The sequence below is a fragment of the Actinocrinis puniceicyclus genome (assembly GCF_018283645.1).
GTDB classification, from domain to species: Bacteria; Actinomycetota; Actinomycetes; order Streptomycetales; family Catenulisporaceae; genus Actinocrinis; species Actinocrinis puniceicyclus.
Map to the genome: position 1 here is coordinate 26436 of NZ_JAGSXH010000032.1, position 18994 is coordinate 45429.

Here is an 18994-nt window from a genome sequence, read left to right on the forward strand (position 1 = left end):
CAGCACATGATTGACACAGCACGAGGAGGCGGCGTGGAGCACCGCGCGCAGCCGTTGCGACTGACCATCCTGGGCGCGGGGGTGACCGGTGCGAACCTGGCCTGCCAGGCCGTCGCCCGCGGCATCCCGGTGGTTCTGGTGGACCGGGAGCACAGCGCGCTCGGCCGGGCCCGCACGCAGCTCGCGCGGGCCGTCGGCGCGAGAGCGGCGGCCGCCGGGGGACTGCTGAGCACGAGCGTGTCGCTGGCGGACGGAGGTGGCGCCACGATCGTGGTCGAGGCGGTCACCGAGAGCGCCGTCGCCAAGACCCGCGCGTTCGCTCAGGTGTGCGCGGTCTTCGAGCCCGGAACCGCGCTCGCCTCATGCACTTCGGCGATCCCGATCGACGAGCTCGCCGACTGGTCCGGCCGGCCCTTCGACCTGGTCGCCACCCACTTCCCGAATCCGGTCTTCCGCAGCCGCACGGTCGAGGTGTCCCGCGGCCGGCACACCTCCGACGAGGCGATGGACGCGGCGCGCTTTCTCATCGCGGCGCTCGGACTGCGCCTGGTGGAGTCGCCACAGGCACCGGTGGGTGTCCGGCTGCAGTACCCGATGATCAACACGGCGGCCGGGCTGTTCGGCCACGGGGTTCGCGCGGATGCCGTGGACGCGGCGATGAGCTGCTGCTACGGGCACGCCGTGGGCCCGCTGCGGGCCGCCGACCTGATCGGCATCGACAGCCTGGTGCGCACCCTCGACGAGATCTACACGCGCACCGGCGACGCCGCGAGCCGGCCCTGCCGCGTGCTGCTCGACATGCTCGAAGACGGCGCGCTCGGCTGCAAGGTCGGCCGCGGCTTCTACGAATACGGCTGACGGGACTGCGCGGGGCGGGAGGGGTCGTCCGCTGCCGCACCGACTTCGCTATGCTGGCCCGTCGCGCGCCGCGCGTTGATCGGGTGGGAGGGCTCCTTGTCCAGGAACAGATCGCCGCTGCGCGCTGTCGCAGGCGCCGCAATCGTTGTGCTCGTCTGCTGCGTCAGCGCGTGTGCGGGTCCAGGAGGGGCAGCGGCGACGGCGCACTCCGTCTCGTCGGTCGCGGCCAGCGCGAGCGCGAGTGCGAGTGCGAGTGCGTCAGCGGATCTGAGTGCGATGCCGTCCGTCTCCGCGAGTCCGACCGCGGCAGCGCCGTCACCGACGCCGTCCCGGACGAGTTCCGCTGCGGTGGCCCAGGGCGTCACGGCCAGCACGCCGAAGCCGGTTTCCAAGACGACGAGCGCGGCCGGTTCGTCCAACCTCAAGGCATCGGCGACAATCACGTACGGCGAGGTCTCGTTCGTCTCGTTCAGTGGTGAACGGCTCTGCCTCTCCGTGCCAGTCACCGTGTCGAACACGGGCAACGGCCGCGTGTACTACGTCCTGCTCCATGCTTCCGTTTCTTCGTGGGTCTACTGGTCCCCGAAGACCGCGTTAACGGTGCCGGCGGGAAGTTCGCGGCAAACGACGTTCTCATTCTGCTATTCAGGCTTCACTCAGCCGGACTCGACCTGCTACTCGGCTTTGTTGGGCACCAGGTACTGGGGCGACCCGGACCCCGCGCTGGCTGATTTGGGGGCGGGTGGCACGGGCAGTTTCTGCATTCCGCACCAGCCGTAGTGCGTGGAAACTCTCGCCTGTGCCGAGAAGGCTTATGCGGAACGTTCGGTGCGCTGATCGTGGGCGGTGGTGCCGCCTGGCTGTGCGGATGTCGTGGTGGATCGAATGCACTGGTCGAGTGCGTTGAAGGCATGGGCTTGATGAAGCCCCTAGCGCCGGGTCCGGCGCCACTATCGGCCCGGACCCGCCGGGGCGCGACCCCGGAGAATGCCCGTCAGGGTTCTGCGGCGCATGGGCGGGTGCTTACGCTGGTGGGCATGGACAGCAATCAGACCCCGCCCGCGCGGCCACGCCGCCGCGGTCCGGGCCGGGCGTTGATCGAGGAGATCGTGCCGCCGCCGGCCGAGTGCGCGGACACCCGCGAGGACCTCGACGAGCAGTTGCTGCCCGGCGAGCACGAGTACGTCGCCCGCGCGGTGCCCTCCCGGCGTGCCGAGTTCGTCACCGCACGCGCCTGCGCCCGGCTCGCTCTGGCCCGGCTCGGCGTGCCTCCCGGTCCCATCCTGTCCGGAGGCCGCGGCGAGCCCCTCTGGCCGCGCGGGATCATCGGCAGTATCACGCACTGCGCGGGTTACCGCGCAGCGGTCGTCGCCCGCTCCGTGCAGATCGCCGGACTCGGCATCGACGCCGAGCCAAACGCCGCGCTGCCCGGCGGCGTGCTGGAAGCCGTCAGCCTGCCGCGGGAACGCCTCTGGGTGGACCGGCTCGCCCGCACCCGTCCCGCGGTCCGCTGGGACCGGCTGCTTTTCTGCGCCAAGGAATCCGTATATAAGACCTGGTACCCGCTCACGCGCCGCTGGCTGGACTTCGAGGACGCCGCGATCGCCGTGGACCCCGAGCAGGGGCAGTTCACCGCGCGGCTGCTCACCGCGGGACCGGTGCTTCAAGGCAGGGAATTGACGGAGCTCACCGGACGCTGGGTGGTGCGCGACGAGCTGATCCTCACCGCGATCGTGCTCTGCGCGGCCGGCGCGGCGCAGCGCCCGCCGGCGGCCGAAAAGGTACCTGTGGGGGCATAACTTTCGATCCCCGCGGCCGAACCTGTGATCGTCCCGCCATATCGAGTATCGCACTGCCCTTGTTCGCCTCTTCGGCGCCGCTGATGCTTCGGATCAAGGCACCGAGTCGTGAAACGAGGAGGATGTGCCATGAGCGGGGAAGACGGGCACCGCCGTTACCGGCCTTTTCCGACGGTCGATCTGCCGCAGCGCTCCTGGCCCGGCCGCACCCAGGACCGCGCGCCGCGCTGGCTCTCGACGGACCTGCGCGACGGCAATCAGGCCCTGATCGAGCCGATGAGCCCGAAACGCAAGCTGGCGCTGTTCGAGCTGCTGGTCGAGATCGGGTACAAGGAGATCGAGGTCGGTTTCCCGTCCGCGGACGCCGCCGACCACGAGTTCATCAGAATGCTGATTGAGCAGGACCGCGTCCCGGAGGACGTGCTGATCTCGGTCCTCGTGCCGGCCCGCGCCGAGCTGATCCGCGGCACCGTCGAGGCGCTGCGAGGAGCCCGCAGCGCGGGTATCCACCTGTACAACGCCACCTGCCCCACCTTCCGCTCGGTGGTCTTCGGCATGAGCCGCGCCGAGTGCCGCGCACTGGCCGTCGAGGGGGCGCGGCTGACCGCCGCCTGCTGCCAGCGGCTGCTGCCCGGCACCGAGGTGCGGTATCAGTACTCTCCCGAACTGTTCAACGAGACCGAGGCCGACTTCGCCCTCGACGTGTGCGAAGCCGTCATGGACGTCTGGGAACCCGGCGAGGGCCGGGAGATCATCCTCAACTTCCCCGCCACCGTCGAGCGCGCGACGCCCAATGTGTTCGCCGACCAGATCGAGTGGCTAGAGCGCAACCTGAGCCGCCGCGAGCACGTGTGCCTCTCGGTGCACCCGCACAACGACCGCGGCACCGCCGTGGCCGCCGCGGAACTGGCCGTGCTCGCCGGCGCGCAGCGGGTGGAGGGCTGCCTGCTCGGGGGCGGTGAGCGAGCCGGGAACGTGGATCTGATCACGCTCGGCCTGAATCTCTACACCCAGGGCGTGGACCCGGGCATCGACTTCTCCGACCTCGACCGGATCAGGGCGATTGTCGAGGAGTGCACCGGGCAGCGGGTCCATCCGCGCCAGCCGTATGTCGGGGACCTGGTTTACAGCGCGTTCTCCGGCTCGCACCAGGACGCCATCAACAAGGGCTTCGCCGACGCCGGCGCCCGAACGCTGCACACCGGCACCACGCTGCGCAACCAGCAGTGGCGGATCCCTTATCTGCCGATCGACCCGGAGGACGTGGGCCGCTCCTACGACGCACTGGTGCGTATCACCAGCCAATCCGGCAAGGGCGGCATCGCCTACCTGATGAACGCGCGGCATGGCCTGCGACTGCCGCGCGAGTTGCAGATCGACTTCGCCCGGCACGTACAGGCGGTGGCCGAGCAGAGCGGCGGCGAGGTGACGCCCGAGCGGTTGCGCGCCTGCTTCGAGTCCGTCTACGTGCGCGTGTGGGACGAGCCGACGCCGCTGACCACCGGTCGCGAGCCGATCCTCGCCGCGATCTACGTCGATCCGCCGGCCGGCCGCGGCCGGACCCCGCTCGCCGAGGACCTGGTCGGGGCGCTCGCGCCGTGGGGCGTGCTGATCCGCGAAGTGAACGTGCTCGACGCGTGCCCGGATGCCGGCGCGCGGGCCGGCGACGTGGCCGTCTACGCATCCTGCCTTGTCGACGGACGCACCGTGTGGGGCGCCGGGCTCCACCGCGACGAGCAAGTCGCCACGTACACGGCGGTGCGCGCCGCGGTGGCCCGCTACGAGGAGTCGATGGCCCCGGTGCCCGCTTCGATGTGACCTTGGGCCTGTGCCTACACCTACACCTGTGCCTGTGCCTGTGCCTGTGCCGAGCCCGGCCGCCGCGCGCTGAAGCGCCCAACGAGGGGAATCGGGAAACCAGCATGGTAGAGCTTGTGGAGCGCGCCGAGGAGTTGGCGCTGCTGGCGGAACTGTACGAGGGCGCCCGTGCCGGGCGCGGCGGGGCGGCCCTGGTCTGCGGCGCGGTGGCCGTGGGCAAGAGCACGCTGCTCGACGTCTTCGTCAGCCGGGCCGCCGAGGCAGGCGCGCTCACGCTCACCGGCACCGGCTGTGAGGCGGAGGCCGGCCTGCCGCTCGGCGTGCTCGCCCAGTTGCTGGTCGGCGCGCGCCTTGACGAGCCGGACAGGCATTTCCTGGAGGAACTGGTCACCGGCGGCGCCACGCAGTTCGCCGCCGAGACTGAAGCCAACGCTGAAGCCGGGGCCGAGGGTGCTTCCGACGCCGGCGCCGAAGCACGGGGGAGCGCGCGCCTGTCGCCGGTCAGCGCGCGCGTCGCCGACCGGTTCTGCCGACGGCTCGTCGCGATCGCCGAGCGCACGCCTCTGGTGATCGTGGTCGACGATGTGCACCAAGCCGATGGCGCGTCGCTCGCCTGCCTTGAATACCTTCTGCGCCGGATCCCGCGCACCCGGATCGCGTTGGTGTTCGGCCACGGCGGCGACTCAGAGCCCGTCGACTCCGGATTCCGTCTCAACGTGCTGCGTCAGCCGCACGGCAGGGTACTGGAGCTCGCGCCGCTCACGGCCGCCGGCGTGGCGGAACTGTTGCGTACCGGACTCGGCGGCGAACCGGGAGAGGACGTGGCCGCGCAGTGCTTCGAGGCCGGCGGTGGCAATCCGCTGCTGACCGAGGGACTGCTCGACGATCAACGCGAGTCGGCGCGCCGCGCCATCGCGGCCGACGCCACCCCCAGCGCCGCTACCCCCAGCGCGGCCACGCCCACCGGCACTGCCCGCACCGAAGCCGACACCGAAGCCGATGCGCGCAAAGCCCTCTTCGTCGGCGACGGATACGCGCGCGCCGTGCTCGGCTGCCTGCGTCGTGGCAGCTCACTGATGTACGCGGTGGCGCGCGGCGTCGCCGTGCTCGACGGCGACGGCCCGCTCGACCGGCTGCTCGGCCTCGAACCGGCGGCCGCGGCCGCCGGGCTGCGCGCCCTGAACCGCACCGGACTGACCGTGGACGGCCGGTTCCGGCATTGCGCGGCCCGCGCCGTGGTGCTCGCCGACGTCTGCGCGCCGGAGCGGGCCCGGCTGCACGAGGCGGCCGCCGAGATCACCCACGGCGCCGGGCGACCCGTCGCCGAGGTGGCCGGGCACCTGAGCGCCGCGGGCCGGGCCGGCGCCCCGTGGTCGGTGCCGGTGCTGGAGGAGGCGGCGCGCAGCGCACTGGCCGAGGGCCGGGTCAGCGCCGCGATCGGGTATCTGCGCCTGGCCCGCGCAGCATGCGCAGACGAGACGGTCCGGCCGCGCCTGACGATGATGCTGATGCGCGCGCAATGGCGGCTGAACCCGGCCGTGCCCGCGCAGTACCTTGATGAGCTGCTCGGCGCGCTCGACGACGGCACCCTGACCGTCGCCGACGCCACCGTGCTCGGCAGGGCCCTGCTCTGGCACGCGCGCACCGAGGACGCGGTCCGCGTGTTCACACGCGTCGCCGCCGGCGACCTGTCCGCCGGCCCGGAGAACACCGCCGACCTGCGCGTGCTGCGTTCGTGGCTGCGCTCGTCCTTCGCCCCGCTGCTGAAGTACGTGCCGGAGGCCCAGCCCGCCGCCGGGCACCGTCCCGCGGCCGCGAGCACGGAACTGCGCCACCGGCTCGGCGCGTGCGCCGCGCTCGACGCGGTGCTCACCCGCGGCCCGTCCGAGCAGGTCGTCGATGAGGCGGAGCGGATCTTGCGGCGGGCCCGGTTGGAGAGCATGGGCATGGACGCGGTCGAGTCGGCCCTGCTCGCCCTCACCTACGGCGAGCAGTCGCGCCGCGCCGCGCCCTGGTGCGACAAGCTCATCGAGGCGGCGCGCGAGCGTGAGTCGCCGAGCCGGCGCGCCCGGCTCTGCGCGATCCGCGCGGAGATCAGTGTGCGTCAGGGCGATCTGCCGGCGGGCGAGCGCTATGCCCGCGAAGGGCTGGCGATCATCCCGGCCACCGGCTGGGGCGTCACGCTCGGTGCCTGCCTTGGCAGCCTGCTGACGGCGCTGACCGAGATGGGCCGGCCCGAAGAGGCGGCGCAGATGCTGTGCTGGCCGGTGCCGGGCGCGATGCTGGAGAGCCGCTACGGGCTGCACTACATCAGGGCACGCGGACGCTACCATCTGGCCACCGAGGATCCGGACGGCGCGCTCACGGACTTTCTGGCGTGCGGCGAGCTGATGCGCCGGTGGGAGATCGACGCGCCGGGCCTGCTGTCCTGGCGTGCCGACGCGGCCGAGGCGCTGCTGGCCGTGGGCGACCGGGACCGGGCCCGCCGCCTGCTCGAGGAACAGCTCGAACGCTGCGACCGCAGGACCTTCCCGCGGGCGCACGGTAACGCGCTGCGCGTTCTGGCGGGCAGCTACGAGTTGCGGCAGCGCCCGCTGCTGCTGCGGTCGGCGGCCGACGCGCTGCAGGAAAGCGCGGACAAATACCTGCTCGCGCTGACGTTGTGCGACCTGACCGTCGCGTACCAGGAGCTGGGTGAGCCGCGCCGGGCCCGGGTCATCGGGCGTCAGGCCTGGAACATCGCTCGGGAGTGCCGGGCGGAGCGGATCAGCACGCTGCTCGCCGAGGACGCGGAGCGGCCCGAGCGGGAACCCGCGGACGCGGACACGGCCGCCGGCGTGCTCAGCGACGCCGAGCGCCGCGTCACCGACCTGGTCGTTCAGGGCCTGACCAACCGGGAGATCGCCAAGCGCCTGTTCATCACGGTCAGCACCGTGGAGCAGCACCTGACGCACGCCTACCGCAAGCTCGGCGTCGCCGGGCGCGCCGACATCACGCTGGCCGGTTCGATCGGCGCGCGCAAACCCGGCGCCGCTCCCGCCTGGGCCGTTTAGATGGCGAGCGGTTCGCCGGAGGCGTCCTTGGCAATCGGTCTCATGCTCGCGGGTAACGCGGTATGAGTCAGACTGATCGTGAAACTTGCAGTTTCCCCCTTCGGTGCCGGCCTCACCCCGCTCGGTGCATCAGTGTTCATCTATCAATCAGCTGAAGTGACCTCGCGAACCGCGTTGCTACTGCTGCGCAGCCCGCGCGCGCCCGGGAATCTGTTCGGGCGTCCGCCCAGGCCGCTCGTCAGCGCTATCGCCCGGTCGGGTCCGGCCTTGCGCGTCATTGACCGCTCATACCCCCGGCTCTAGCATCCGCCTGGATCGCAGCAGGGTATCGGTTCGACACTAGGACGTAACCTCACAACCGCAGATCTCACCCGGCCCGGCGGCCAGTTGCCGAAGTCCGCGGCTGCGTGACGCCCAGAACAGGAAGAGCGCCCACGCATGTTCGACACGATATGAGTCTGAAGCTGAGCTACCCGAATCAGAAGTCTTTGCCGGCAGGGATCCTACTCATTTTCCCAGCGCGCTCGCGGCGATCCACCTGGTTAGCAGAGGCCTGATGTAAGTCTCGTAGTGGAAAGGAGCGGGAGCATGCCCGTATCGAGAAGACGCACGGATCGCCGCGTAGGCGTGTCACTGACGGTAAGCCTGGGCGTGATCGGTGCGTGCGCGCTGGCGGTCGTGCTCCCGTCCGCCCCGGCGTTCGCGGCCGACAGCGCTTCGATCAACGGCGCGACGACGTATCAGACGATTGCCGGCTTCGGCGCGTCTGAGGCGTTCGGCCAGGCGAGCGCGGTGATGAACGCCTCCTCGTCGGTGCAGCAGCAGGTGCTGGCCGATCTGTACAGCCCGACCACCGGGGCGGGGCTGACCATCCTGCGCAACGAGATCGGCGCGGATTCGGGCAACAGCATCGAGCCGAACAATCCCGGTGGGCCGAACGCGACGCCGAGCTACAAGACGTTGGCGCAGACCAACCAGGACCAGGGCCAGTTGTGGTTCGCCCAGCAGATCAAGAGCCGGTTCGGGGTGACGAACGTGTACGCCGACGCGTGGAGCGCGCCCGGGTACATGAAGACCAACGGTTCGGCCGTCAACGGCGGCCAGGTCTGCGGTACCGCGGGAGCCTCCTGCTCCAGCGGTGACTGGCGGCAGGCGTACGCGAACTACCTCGTGCAGTACGCCAAGGACTACGCCGCCGGCGGGGTGCCGCTGACCTTCGTCGGCCCCTCCAACGAGCCCGACTACAGCACCAACTACGACAGCATGACGATGAGCCCGGCGCAGATGGCCAGCCTGCTGGACGTGCTCGGGCCGACGGTGAAGAACTCCGGGCTGTCCACCCAGGTCTCCTGCTGCGCCCCCACCGGGTGGCCGAAGGCCGGCCAGTACGCCGCCGCGATCGAGTCGGATCCGACCGCGCTGGCGGACACGGCGGTGGTGACCGGCCACGGGTACAGCGGCGCGCCGACCTCGCCGATTCCGGGCTGGAACAAGCAGGCGTGGGAGACCGAGTGGTCGACCTTCGACGGCTTCAACTCCGCCTGGGACAACGGCTCCGACGCTTCCGGGATGACCTGGGCCCAGCACATCCACCAGGGCCTGACCGGCGCGAACGTCAGCGCGTACCTCTACTGGTGGGGCAGCACCTCGGGCAACGGCGACAATGAGAGTCTGGTGCAGTTCAGCGGCGGTTCGGTGATGCCCACCGGCCGGCTGTGGGCCTTCGGCAACTACAGCCGCTACATCCACCCCGGTGCCGTGCGCATCGGTGCGAGCAGTTCCAACGGCGCGGTGGACCTGAGCGCGTACAAGAACACTGACGGCTCGCTCGCGATCGTGGCTCTCAACACCGGCAGCGGTGCCGACACGATCACCTACTCGCTGGCGAACACCGGAGTTGCCAACGGCGCCACGGTCACCCCGTACCTGACCAACAGCTCGAACACCATCGCGGCTCAGGGCACGACGAGCGTGAACGGCGGCGCGTTCTCGGCGACGATTCCGGCGCGTTCGCTGGTCACCTACGTCATCCCGGGCGGCGTGGTGAGCGGCAACACCGTCACGGTGACCAACCCCGGTGCCCAGACCGGCACGGTGGGTGCCGCGATCGGCGGCGTGCAGATCCAGGGCAGCGACTCTGCGGCCGGCCAGAGCCTGACCTACAGCGCGTCGGGTCTTCCGGCGGGGTTGTCGATCTCCTCTTCGGGTCTGATCTCCGGTACGCCGACCGCGTCGGGGACCTTCAACGTGACGGTCACCGCCACCGACACGACCGGCGCGTCCGGGTCCGCGTCGTTCACGTGGACGGTCAGCGGCGGCAGCGGCGGTGGTTTCCCGAGCGGTTATCACCGGCTGGTGGTCGCGAACGACAGCCTGTGTCTTGACGTGTACGGCAACACCAGCAACTCGGGTGCGGCGATCGACCAGTACACCTGCAACGGGCAGTCCAACCAGCAGTTCCAGTTCGTGCCCACTTCCGGCGGCTACGGCGAGATCCAGGCGCAGAACTCCGGCCAGGACGTGAGCGTCGCCAACTCCTCCACCGCCCAGGGCACCCCGGACATCGTCCAGCAGCCGGTCAGCGGCTCGGCCGCGAGCCAGTGGCTGGCCCAGCAGCAGTCCGACGGCTCCTGGCAGTTCAAGAACCAGAACAGCGGCCTGTGCCTGGACGTCTACGGCAACGGCAGCAACACCGGCCAACAACTGGACCAGTGGCCCTGCAAGAACGCCCCCGGCACCAACCAGGACTTCAACCCGCGCTGACGGGTTCAGTCCACGGTCGGGAAGCCGGCGGTCAGGACGGACGGCTGACTGACGCTCCGGCGACGGGAGCGGCCGCCGGCGCAGCTATATCAGGCAGCTGGTATGCGGTGTCCGCGCGGTGGTCGCACTGGCGACCACCGCGCGACTCGCGTTCCGCCGTCATGCCGTCACGGCGACGGGGCGGCTCGGCGTTGCGCGCCGGCGGCAACGGCCTCTGCGACCTTCAGTGCGGCCTGGGCGGGCGTGAGATGCGTGGTGTCGATCACCTCGGCCTCGGCGTGAAGCCACGTGCGGGCCGCCTCGGCGTAGGGCTGGAGGTACTTGAGGCGGAATGCGGAGGGGCCCAGGACGGTGTCCCGCTCGATGCGCGCGCGGAGGGTGTCCTGGTCGGCGTGCAGGACGAAGTGACGTACCTCGATGGCGTGCCGGGCGAGGCCGGCGCTGATCTCACGCCAGTACTGCTCGACCAGGACGGTCATCGGCATCACCAGCGTGCCGCCGGTGTATTCGAGGACGTGGCGGGCGGTCTCGACGACGAGCGGCCGCCACGGCGGCCAGTGCTGGAAGTTGTCCGTGTCGGACAGCCCGGGCCTGATGTCCATGAGGGTCTCGCCGACCTTCTCGGCATCGAGGACCCGTGAATCCGGGATCAACTGCTGCACGAGCGCACTGGTCGTCGTCTTGCCCGCGCCGTGGGTGCCGTTGAGCCATACGATCATGGAAGTCCATGGTAGTGCCCCGCGCGCCGTCAAGCCGCCACCCGAGGCGTGTTCGATCCCTTATGTCAGGCGCTCAGCTTGCCGCGATCGCCGTCCACTGCTGGTTGGTGCTGCCCGTGTCAGCCCACTGACCGAGGTTTGAGCCGTTCGCGGTGTTGCCCAGCCCGTCGAGGTACAGGCCGGTGGCGCGGTTGCGGAACCGCACGTTGCCGCCGTCGGCGACCTGGGTCCACTGCTGGTTGGTGCTGTTGGTGTCGCTCCACTGCTCGGCTGGTGCTCCGTTGGAGGTCGCGCCCGCACCGTCGATGTACTGGCCGGTGGCCCGGTTTCTGATCCGCACGTACGAGCCGTCGCTCTCGACGGACCACTGCTGGTTGGTGCTGTTGGTCTCGCTCCACTGCTCCACGTTCGCTCCGTTGGACGTCAGGCCCGCTCCGTCGATGCACAGTCCCGTCCGCGCGTTGCGCAGCAGCACGTGGGTCGTGCCCCCTCCGCCACCGCCCACGGCGGTGAAGGCGTTCATGATGGCGGTCGGTTCCCGGGTCGATGAGTCCCAGGCGCCCATGCCGTAGCCGGTGAACGGGGAGTAGACCTCCGGCTCCCAGTACAGGCAGCCCTGACCGCCGCTGTTGACCAGGGCGGTCAGATAGTTCTCCACGGTGGTCTCGGTGCCGGACGGGCTGCTGGCCGGGCCGCCTACCTCGACCTGCATGAACGGCTTGCCGTAGGCGTCGGAGACCGATTTCATGTCGGCCACGAGGCCGGCCGCCAGGTCGGCACTGCCGTACGAGGAGAAGCCGTTCATGTCCCACTTGCCGCCGTGCGAGCTGTAGGCGCTGAAGAACGCGGGGACCGAGGAGCGCTGCGGGGAGGCCAGGTGGATCATCACGATCGCGCCGGGGAAGACCTGCTTGACCTCGTCGTAGGCGGCGTTGAGCAGCCCGGTCATCTGCGCCGGGATCGAGCTGGTGCCCACCGGGTGGCAGATTCCCGAGTTGATCTCGTTGCCGATCTGCACCCAGGTCGGGGTCACCCCGGCATTCTTGATCACGTTCATGCTGCTGTTCACGTAGCTCTTCATGGCCGAGAGCATCTGGCTGTAGCTCATGTTCGCCCACGCCGCCGGCGCGTACTGATGGCCCTCGTCGGCCCAGGTGTCGCTGAAGTGGTAGTCGATGTTGACCGCCATCCCGGCGTCCCGGACACGCACCGCCATGGCCGCGGTCTCGTTGATGCTGCAGTGCCCGTTGACCGGGTCGCTGGACGGATTGACGAAGGTGCGCAGCCGGATCGCCGAGAGGCCGTAACCCTTGAGGATCGTCAGAATGTCCCGCCGCACGCCGCCGGCGTCGAGCCAGTAGTAACCCTGCGCCTCCATCTGCGGCACCCAGCTGACATCCGCGCCCTTGTAGAACGCCGCCGCCGCCGCGGCCGGGCGTGCGCAAGCCAGTTGCCCGAGCGTCAGCGCGCCGGCGCCGAGGGTCGTGGCCCGCAGAAGAGTCCGTCTGCTGATGGACAGCTCACTCATGATGTCTCCCGGTTACTGTGAACGCTCCCAGAACTGTGGGGGAGCGAGGACCTGCTTCGCAGCATGCTTCCTCGCCCGGCGCGCCGTCGTTTCGCCGGGAGTGTGGCACCAGGGGAACTGGACTGGCAAGACGTCGGAGCCCGCACAACTCCCACAGGTCTCAGATTGCTGAAACTTGCAACAAGGGTCGAACTTGAATTGTGGGAGCGATCCCAGCGGCCGCCGCACCGGGCCGCGGGCGCGCGGAAAGGGGCGGGGCGAGCGTAACTTTCAGGCCGGCCTGCGACGTCGCGCCGTGCTCGGATTCCGGTCGGGCGAGTCGAACATCGCGGGCCCGGTTCTGGTCGCCCGCCACCCGGACCGCTCCAGCCGGCGCGACGACGAGCGGGAACGAGCATCGTGCGCGGCGGCCGGACGTCGTCACATCGCTTCTGCCGCGCACCGTGATCTCACACCGCGCCGTCGCGCGGGCCCGCAGCGGGCCCGGCATGGACGCGGGGGCGGTTGACAGGCCGCGCGAGGTGAGGCACCGTCCGGCAGAGCCTCGGCCCCTGATTTGCAGGCGGGCCCCGAGCCTCACGACGAGCCGATTATCACCGTGTACCGCCGCGCCGCCGGATGTTAACGCTAACAATCGGTGGCCGGCGGTAGGTCCGGGGTCTGGTCAGGGCGGGGCCGCGGTGGTGTCTCGTTCCGCTGCGATCGAGGGATACGGGCGCGCGCCTCGCAGCCCGCGGACGTCGTCCGCGGGCTCCTGCCACCGACGCCCGTTCCGCGGGAGCGGCGGTGCTCGCCAGCGCGCCTCAGCACAGGTCTTACCGTTCCGGCACTTTCACAGATCAGGAGTGACCCATGCATGTTCCGCGACGACCCGGGCTGCTGCGCGGTGGCGCAGCGCTGCTGGGCGGCGCCGTGCTCAGCGCACTCGCCCTCGTTCCGGGCCTGACGACCGCCGCTTCGGCCGCTTCGTATCCGTACCCTGAGACAATCTCCGGTTCGACGTACGCGCACGACCCGTCGATGGTGAAGACCGCCGACGGCCGCTACTACCTGTACTACACCGGCGGCGGCATCCAGATCAGCACCTCCACCGACCGCAAGAACTGGTCCGCCGACGGTCAGGTGCTGCCCGGCGGTGCGGGCTGGGCCACGGCCTACGGCGGCTGGAACGACCTGTGGGCTCCGGATGTCTCGTACCACAACGGCGTGTACTGGCTTTACTACGCCGTCTCCTCTTTCGGCTCCAACCACTCGGCGATCGGCCTGGCCACCAGCAGCACCGGCGCTCCCGGCTCCTGGAGCGACCACGGCCTGGTCTACTCGTCGCAGTCCGGCGGCGACTACAACGCGATCGACCCCGCCCTCACGGTCGACGGCTCGGGGCGTTGGTGGCTGTCCTTCGGCTCGTTCTGGTCCGGGATCAAGATGATCCAGATCGATCCGGCGACCGGCAAGCAGTCGGCGGGCAACACCACCCGCTACAGCATCGCGCAGCGGCCGAGCCCTGATGCGCTGGAAGCCGCCTACATCTACCCGCACGGCGGCTACTACTACCTGTTCACCTCCTTCGACTACTGCTGCAAGGGCACCGCCAGCACCTACCGCATCATGGTCGCCCGCGCCACCAACCCGACCGGCCCCTTCACCGACGAGAGCGGCGTCGCCTCGACCTCCGGCGGCGGAACCCAGATCCTGGGCACTCACGACTACGTGATCGGCCCCGGCGGGCAGAGCGTCATGCACGACAGCGACGGCGACGTGCTCGTCTACCACTACTACGACGCCAACCTGAACGGCACCGCGCAACTCGGCCTCGACCATCTGGCCTGGGGCTCGACCGGCTGGCCGACCGTGGTGAACGGGAGCACCGGCGGCGCGGGAGGCGGCAGTACGGGAGAACTTCACGCCGTGGCGGCCGGCAAGTGCCTGGACGACCCGAACGGCACCACGACGCAGGGTACGCAGATGCAGATCTACTCCTGCGACGGCGGCGCGAGCCAGACCTGGACGCACACCTCCGCGGGCCAGTTGACCGTCTCCGTCGGGGGAAGCACCTTCTGCCTGGACGCGAACAAGAAGGGCACGACGAACGGGACCGAGGCGATCATCTGGTCGTGCAACGGCGGGAGCAACCAGCAGTGGCAGCTCAACTCGAACGGCACGGTCACCGGCGTGCAGTCAGGGCTCTGCCTCGATGTCACCGGTGGCTCGAGCGCTGACGGCGCGCCGGTCGAGCTGTGGACCTGCAACGGCGGCGGCAACCAGCAATGGACGCTCGGGTAAGAGAGGACACCCACCATGTCAGGACCCACCGGGCGCCCGGTCGGCCGGTTCGGCGCGGCGCCCCCGGCGCGCAGGCGGACGGCCGTCGCGATCGCCTCCGTGCTCGTCGCCAGCGGGCTGGCCACGCTGACCCTCACCACGACCGCGAGCGCCGCCAGTGGCTGTCAGGTCTCGTACACCACCAGTACGTGGTCGGGGGGTTTCACCGCGAACGTATCGATCACGAACCTCGGCTCGCCGCTGACCGGCTGGACGCTCGGCTTCACCCTGCCCGGCACGGAGTCGGTGGGCCAGGGCTGGAGCGCGACCTTCAGCCAGTCCGGCCAGAACGTGACCGCGACGAACGTCTCCTACAACGGCACGCTGGGCACCAACGCCAACACCGGTATCGGTTTCAACGGAACCTACACCGGTTCGACCTACCCCGGTGACCCGACCTCCTTCACCCTGGACGGCACCACGTGCACCGGCGCGGTCGCCACGGCTTCGGCGACGCCCAGCCCCACGCCTACGGGTGCTTCGACGCCGACTCCCACGCCCACGCCCACGGAAAGTTCAGGTCCGAGCACGAGCCCGAGCCCTAGCACGAGCCCTAGCCCCACGCCTTCCTCAGGTTCCGCCGCGGCGACGCTCCAGAACGATGTCTTCTGGAAGGACACCTCCGGCAACCCGATCTACTCCCAGGGCGGGGGAGTGCTGAAGGTCGGCGGCACGTACTACTGGTACGGGGCGAAGTACAACGGCGCGGTCACCTACTACGACAATCCCGCCGCAGGGAAGAACAGCGACGTCTCCTTCAACGCGATCACCTGCTACTCCTCCACGGATCTGGTGCACTGGAAGTTCGAGGGCGACGTGATGACCGCCTCGGACGTGGGCGGTGGCAGCTGGGTCGGCCGGATCGGCGTCGCGCACAACCCCAACACCGGCAAGTACGTGCTGGTCTCCCAGCTGGGCAGCGGGCTGATGTTCGCCACCGCCGGCACGCCGACCGGTCGCTTCGCCCTCGCGGGCACCCAGTCGAGCATCGGGAACGTCTCCACCGGCATGTCCGGCGACCAGTCGGTCTTCGTCGACGACGACGGGCAGGCCTACCTGGCGTTCAGCAACAAGAACGGCCGCGCCAACCTGTACGTGGCACGGCTGCGGCCCTCCGACTTCCTGCAGGTCGAACCCGCCTCGAACATCTACAACAGTTCCTCGGGCGGGCGCGAGGGCAACATCATGTTCAAGCACGCCGGAACCTACTACTTCTGCTCCTCCGACCTGCACGGCTGGAACGCCTCCCACACCTACTGCATCACCTCCTCGAAGGTGGACAGCTCGTATTCCGCCGAGTTCGTGATGCAGGGCACGGACGCCGACTTCTCGCATGTGACGCAGACCGGCCTGGCGATCGCGGTGAACGGCTCCGCCGGGTCGTTCGTCGTCTTCGGCGGCGACCGCTGGAGTGACTTCGCCGGAAACGGCATCGGCTACAACCAGTGGCTGCCGGTCACCTTCAACGGCACCACCCCCACCTTCCATTCGCTCAGCCAGTGGAACCTCGACGCCGCCGCGGGCACCTGGTCCGTGGGGGCCGGCAACAACTACGTGCTGAATCCGAGCATTGAGGCCGACCGGGTCTCGCAGAGCACGATGGCCGGATGGACCGGCTCCGCGAACGTCGGCAACCACCTCGGCGGGCACACCGGCCGCTGGTCGATGCAGGAGTACTCCTCCTCCGGCTACACCGCCGACATCTACCAGAACATCTCCCTGCCCGACGGCACCTACACGCTCTCAGCCTGGATCAAGAGCAGCGGCGGCCAGAAGAGCGCGAACCTGCTCGCCAGGAACTTCGGCGGCAGCGAGCTGGACCGCTCGATCAGCCAGCCCATCGGCGGCTGGACGCAGGTGAGCATCCCCGGTATCACCGTGACCGACGGAACGATCCAAGTCGGCGTGGCCTGCGATGCGAACGCGGGCAACTGGGTGTATGCCGACGACTTCGACCTGGTCAAGACCGGCTAGTCCGATCGTGCGCGCGGGGTCCGTCGGTACGCTGACGGACCCGGCGTCGGGCCGGGGCAGCGCCTTCGGCGGCAGCGTGAAAAGGGCTTACCAGTTTGGGATCGCTCCCAGCGTAAAGGCGCGTCTGCCTTGACAACGCTGAACAGTAAGCGACATCGAAAGCGGTCGAAACCTCACATGCAAGTTTCATCTCCGTTTCGCCGCGCGTCGCGTCCGACCATGCCGCAGGCATTGTTTCCAGGCCAGGTCAACCCGGTAAGGAGGCGCCGGCGCCCGGAATCGCCGACCACCCTCCAGGCGGCTGGGGCGTTGATTGGCGATTGACAGTCCGGCGGCCGGTAACCAAACTCAAGCCTCGTCAAGAAGGCTGGGAGCGATCCCATTCGGTGCAGTCACGTCTCACCGGGTGGTGCAGGGGGCGCCGTTGAGGCCCTGGGCTCGTTTGAAGCCGGCCCGCTGATGTTCACGCTTCAGCCATGCGCGAGGCATGGGAACGCTCGCGGTAACCGTGGCGCGAACGTCGCCCCGTCACCGCCCCCGGATTCGCCGGTCCACCCGGGCGGCGCCACCGCCGGTTCGGTGTGCTCGCCGGCAACACACTGCTTCACGCGCTGTCGTAGTCAAAGGAGCCTGATCACAGTGTCAGAACGAAACATCGAATCCCGCGGCGGGGGCCACGGCAGCACCCAGGTAAGAGCGCTGATTCGCCGGGCGCTGCTGGCCGGCGCGGTCGCGGCCGGTTCCGGTCTGCTGGTCGCGGGGACCGCGGGCGTGAGCAGCGCGGCCGGCGCGAGCTACTATGTCGCGCCGGGCGGCAGTGACAGCGCGGCGGGGACGATGTCCGCCCCCTGGGCGTCGTTCGCGCACGCGCAATCGATCGCCCAGCCCGGCGACACGGTCTACTTCCGCGGCGGTACGTACACGTACACGCATGCGGACACCGGCTGCTCAAGCCAGACCGCGATCGTGAACGCGATCACCGTGAACAAGAGCGGCGCGTCGGGGAATCCGATCAACTACTTCGCCTATCCCGGCGAGCACCCGGTCTTCGACTTCTCGAGGGTGAGCGACGACTGCCGGATCAAGGGCTTCGACGTGACCGGCAGCTACGTGCACCTCAAGGGCCTGGAAGTGCAGGGGGTTCCGCAGAACAACAGCCTGAACCACGAGTCCTGGGGGATCTGGATCACCGGCAGCGACAACGTCTTCGAACAGTTGAACCTGCACAACAACATGGGGCCGGGCCTGTTCATCCAGAACGGCGGCGGCAACCTGGTGCTCAACTGCGATTCGCACGACAACTACGACCCGCACAGCTCGGACGGGGCCGGGCAGAACGCCGACGGCTTCGGTGCGCACATCTCCGCCAACCATCCCGGCAACGTCTTTCGCGGCGACCGCGCCTGGTGGAACTCGGATGACGGGTTCGACCTGATCAACGCCTACTCGTCGGTGACGATCCAGGACTCGTGGTCCTGGCGCAACGGCTACCTGCCGGAGAGCACCACGCCGGCGCCGTCGGGCAACGGCAACGGATTCAAGGCCGGCGGTTACGGCGGGGTGTACGTCTCCAACGGCGTCAAGCACACCGTCGAGGACAGCGTCGCGTTCGACAACTCCGCCTCCGGGTTCTACGCCAACCACCACACCGTGGCCGACGACTTCTTCAACAACACCGGCTACGCCAACCACCCCGACTTCAACATGCTGGGCATCTCCTCGTCCGGCGCGGCGATCGGCATCGGGACCCTGCGAAACAACATCGCCTACGGCGGCACCCTGACCTCGAACATGGGCGGGACGAACGCCTCGTACAACTCCTGGAACCTGAACGTGACCATGTCCAACGCGCAGTTCCAGAGCGTGTCGACGACCGGTTGGAACGCCGCGCGCCAGGCGGACGGTTCCCTGCCCGCGCTGCCCTACCTGCACCTGGCCGCTGGCAGCACCCTGATCGACAGGGGAGTCAACGTCGGCCTGCCCTACAACGGTTCGGCACCGGACCTCGGCGCCTTCGAAACCGGGTCGGGTTCACCGTCGCCGAGCCCGTCGAGCAGCCCGTCCGCGTCGCCGAGCCCGTCCAGCAGCCCGTCGAGCAGCCCGTCCGCGTCGCCGAGCCCGTCGAGCAGCCCGTCGAGCAGCCCGTCGAGCAGCCCGTCG

Annotated in this window: 10 protein-coding genes and 1 pseudogene; 8 read left to right on the forward strand and 3 right to left on the reverse strand. The window is 69.5% G+C overall.

Annotation, left to right across the window (positions count from 1 at the left end; translation table 11 throughout):
* Nucleotides 1–33: 33 nt before the first annotated feature.
* Entirely contained in the window at nt 34–858 is an 825-nt protein-coding gene (locus KGA66_RS11580) for a 3-hydroxyacyl-CoA dehydrogenase family protein (RefSeq protein WP_211467627.1), read from the forward strand.
* Here KGA66_RS11580 and KGA66_RS11585 read toward each other — a convergent pair.
* Nucleotides 843–1382 (reverse strand): hypothetical protein, encoded by a 540-nt coding sequence (locus tag KGA66_RS11585; protein WP_211467629.1) that lies wholly within the window; start codon nt 1380–1382, stop codon nt 843–845. The genes KGA66_RS11580 and KGA66_RS11585 overlap by 16 nt on opposite strands.
* A 513-nt stretch (nt 1383–1895) precedes the next feature.
* On the opposite strand from KGA66_RS11585, the gene KGA66_RS11590 reads away from it, so the two are divergent.
* From KGA66_RS11590 to KGA66_RS11605, 4 genes are all read left to right on the forward strand, one after another.
* Nucleotides 1896–2657 (forward strand): 4'-phosphopantetheinyl transferase family protein, encoded by a 762-nt coding sequence (locus KGA66_RS11590; RefSeq protein ID WP_211467631.1) that lies wholly within the window; start codon nt 1896–1898, stop codon nt 2655–2657.
* Between the two features lie 129 nt (nt 2658–2786).
* A complete protein-coding gene (locus KGA66_RS11595; RefSeq protein ID WP_211467633.1) occupies nt 2787–4475 on the forward strand; it encodes a 2-isopropylmalate synthase in 1689 nt (562 codons plus the stop codon).
* Between the two features lie 104 nt (nt 4476–4579).
* Nucleotides 4580–7528, forward strand: a complete 2949-nt coding sequence (locus KGA66_RS11600) for a helix-turn-helix transcriptional regulator (protein WP_211467634.1) — start codon at nt 4580–4582, stop codon at nt 7526–7528.
* A 588-nt stretch (nt 7529–8116) separates the two neighbouring features.
* A complete protein-coding gene (locus KGA66_RS11605) occupies nt 8117–10291 on the forward strand; it encodes an RICIN domain-containing protein (protein ID WP_211467636.1) in 2175 nt (724 codons plus the stop codon).
* Nucleotides 10292–10458: 167 nt separating this feature from the next.
* Here the strand turns inward: KGA66_RS11605 and KGA66_RS11610 are convergent, their stop codons facing one another.
* Both KGA66_RS11610 and KGA66_RS11615 read right to left on the reverse strand, forming a co-directional pair.
* Nucleotides 10459–11010, reverse strand: coding sequence for an AAA family ATPase (locus KGA66_RS11610; RefSeq protein WP_211467638.1), 552 nt, complete (start codon nt 11008–11010; stop codon nt 10459–10461).
* A gap of 73 nt (nt 11011–11083) precedes the next feature.
* Complete coding sequence (locus tag KGA66_RS11615; RefSeq protein WP_211467640.1) at nt 11084–12538, reverse strand: glycosyl hydrolase 53 family protein; 1455 nt, start codon at nt 12536–12538, stop codon at nt 11084–11086.
* Nucleotides 12539–13390: 852 nt separating this feature from the next.
* Here KGA66_RS11615 and KGA66_RS30010 point away from each other — a divergent pair.
* From KGA66_RS30010 to KGA66_RS11630, 3 genes and pseudogenes are all read left to right on the forward strand, one after another.
* A complete protein-coding gene (locus KGA66_RS30010; protein WP_246507540.1) occupies nt 13391–14821 on the forward strand; it encodes a family 43 glycosylhydrolase in 1431 nt (476 codons plus the stop codon).
* 15 nt (nt 14822–14836) lie between these two features.
* Nucleotides 14837–16834, forward strand: a complete 1998-nt coding sequence (locus KGA66_RS11625) for a cellulose binding domain-containing protein (RefSeq protein ID WP_211467642.1) — start codon at nt 14837–14839, stop codon at nt 16832–16834.
* Nucleotides 16835–17581: 747 nt separating this feature from the next.
* Nucleotides 17582–18856 (forward strand): annotated as a pseudogene (locus KGA66_RS11630) (right-handed parallel beta-helix repeat-containing protein); the annotation flags it as partial.
* Between the last annotated feature and the right edge of the window lie 138 nt (nt 18857–18994).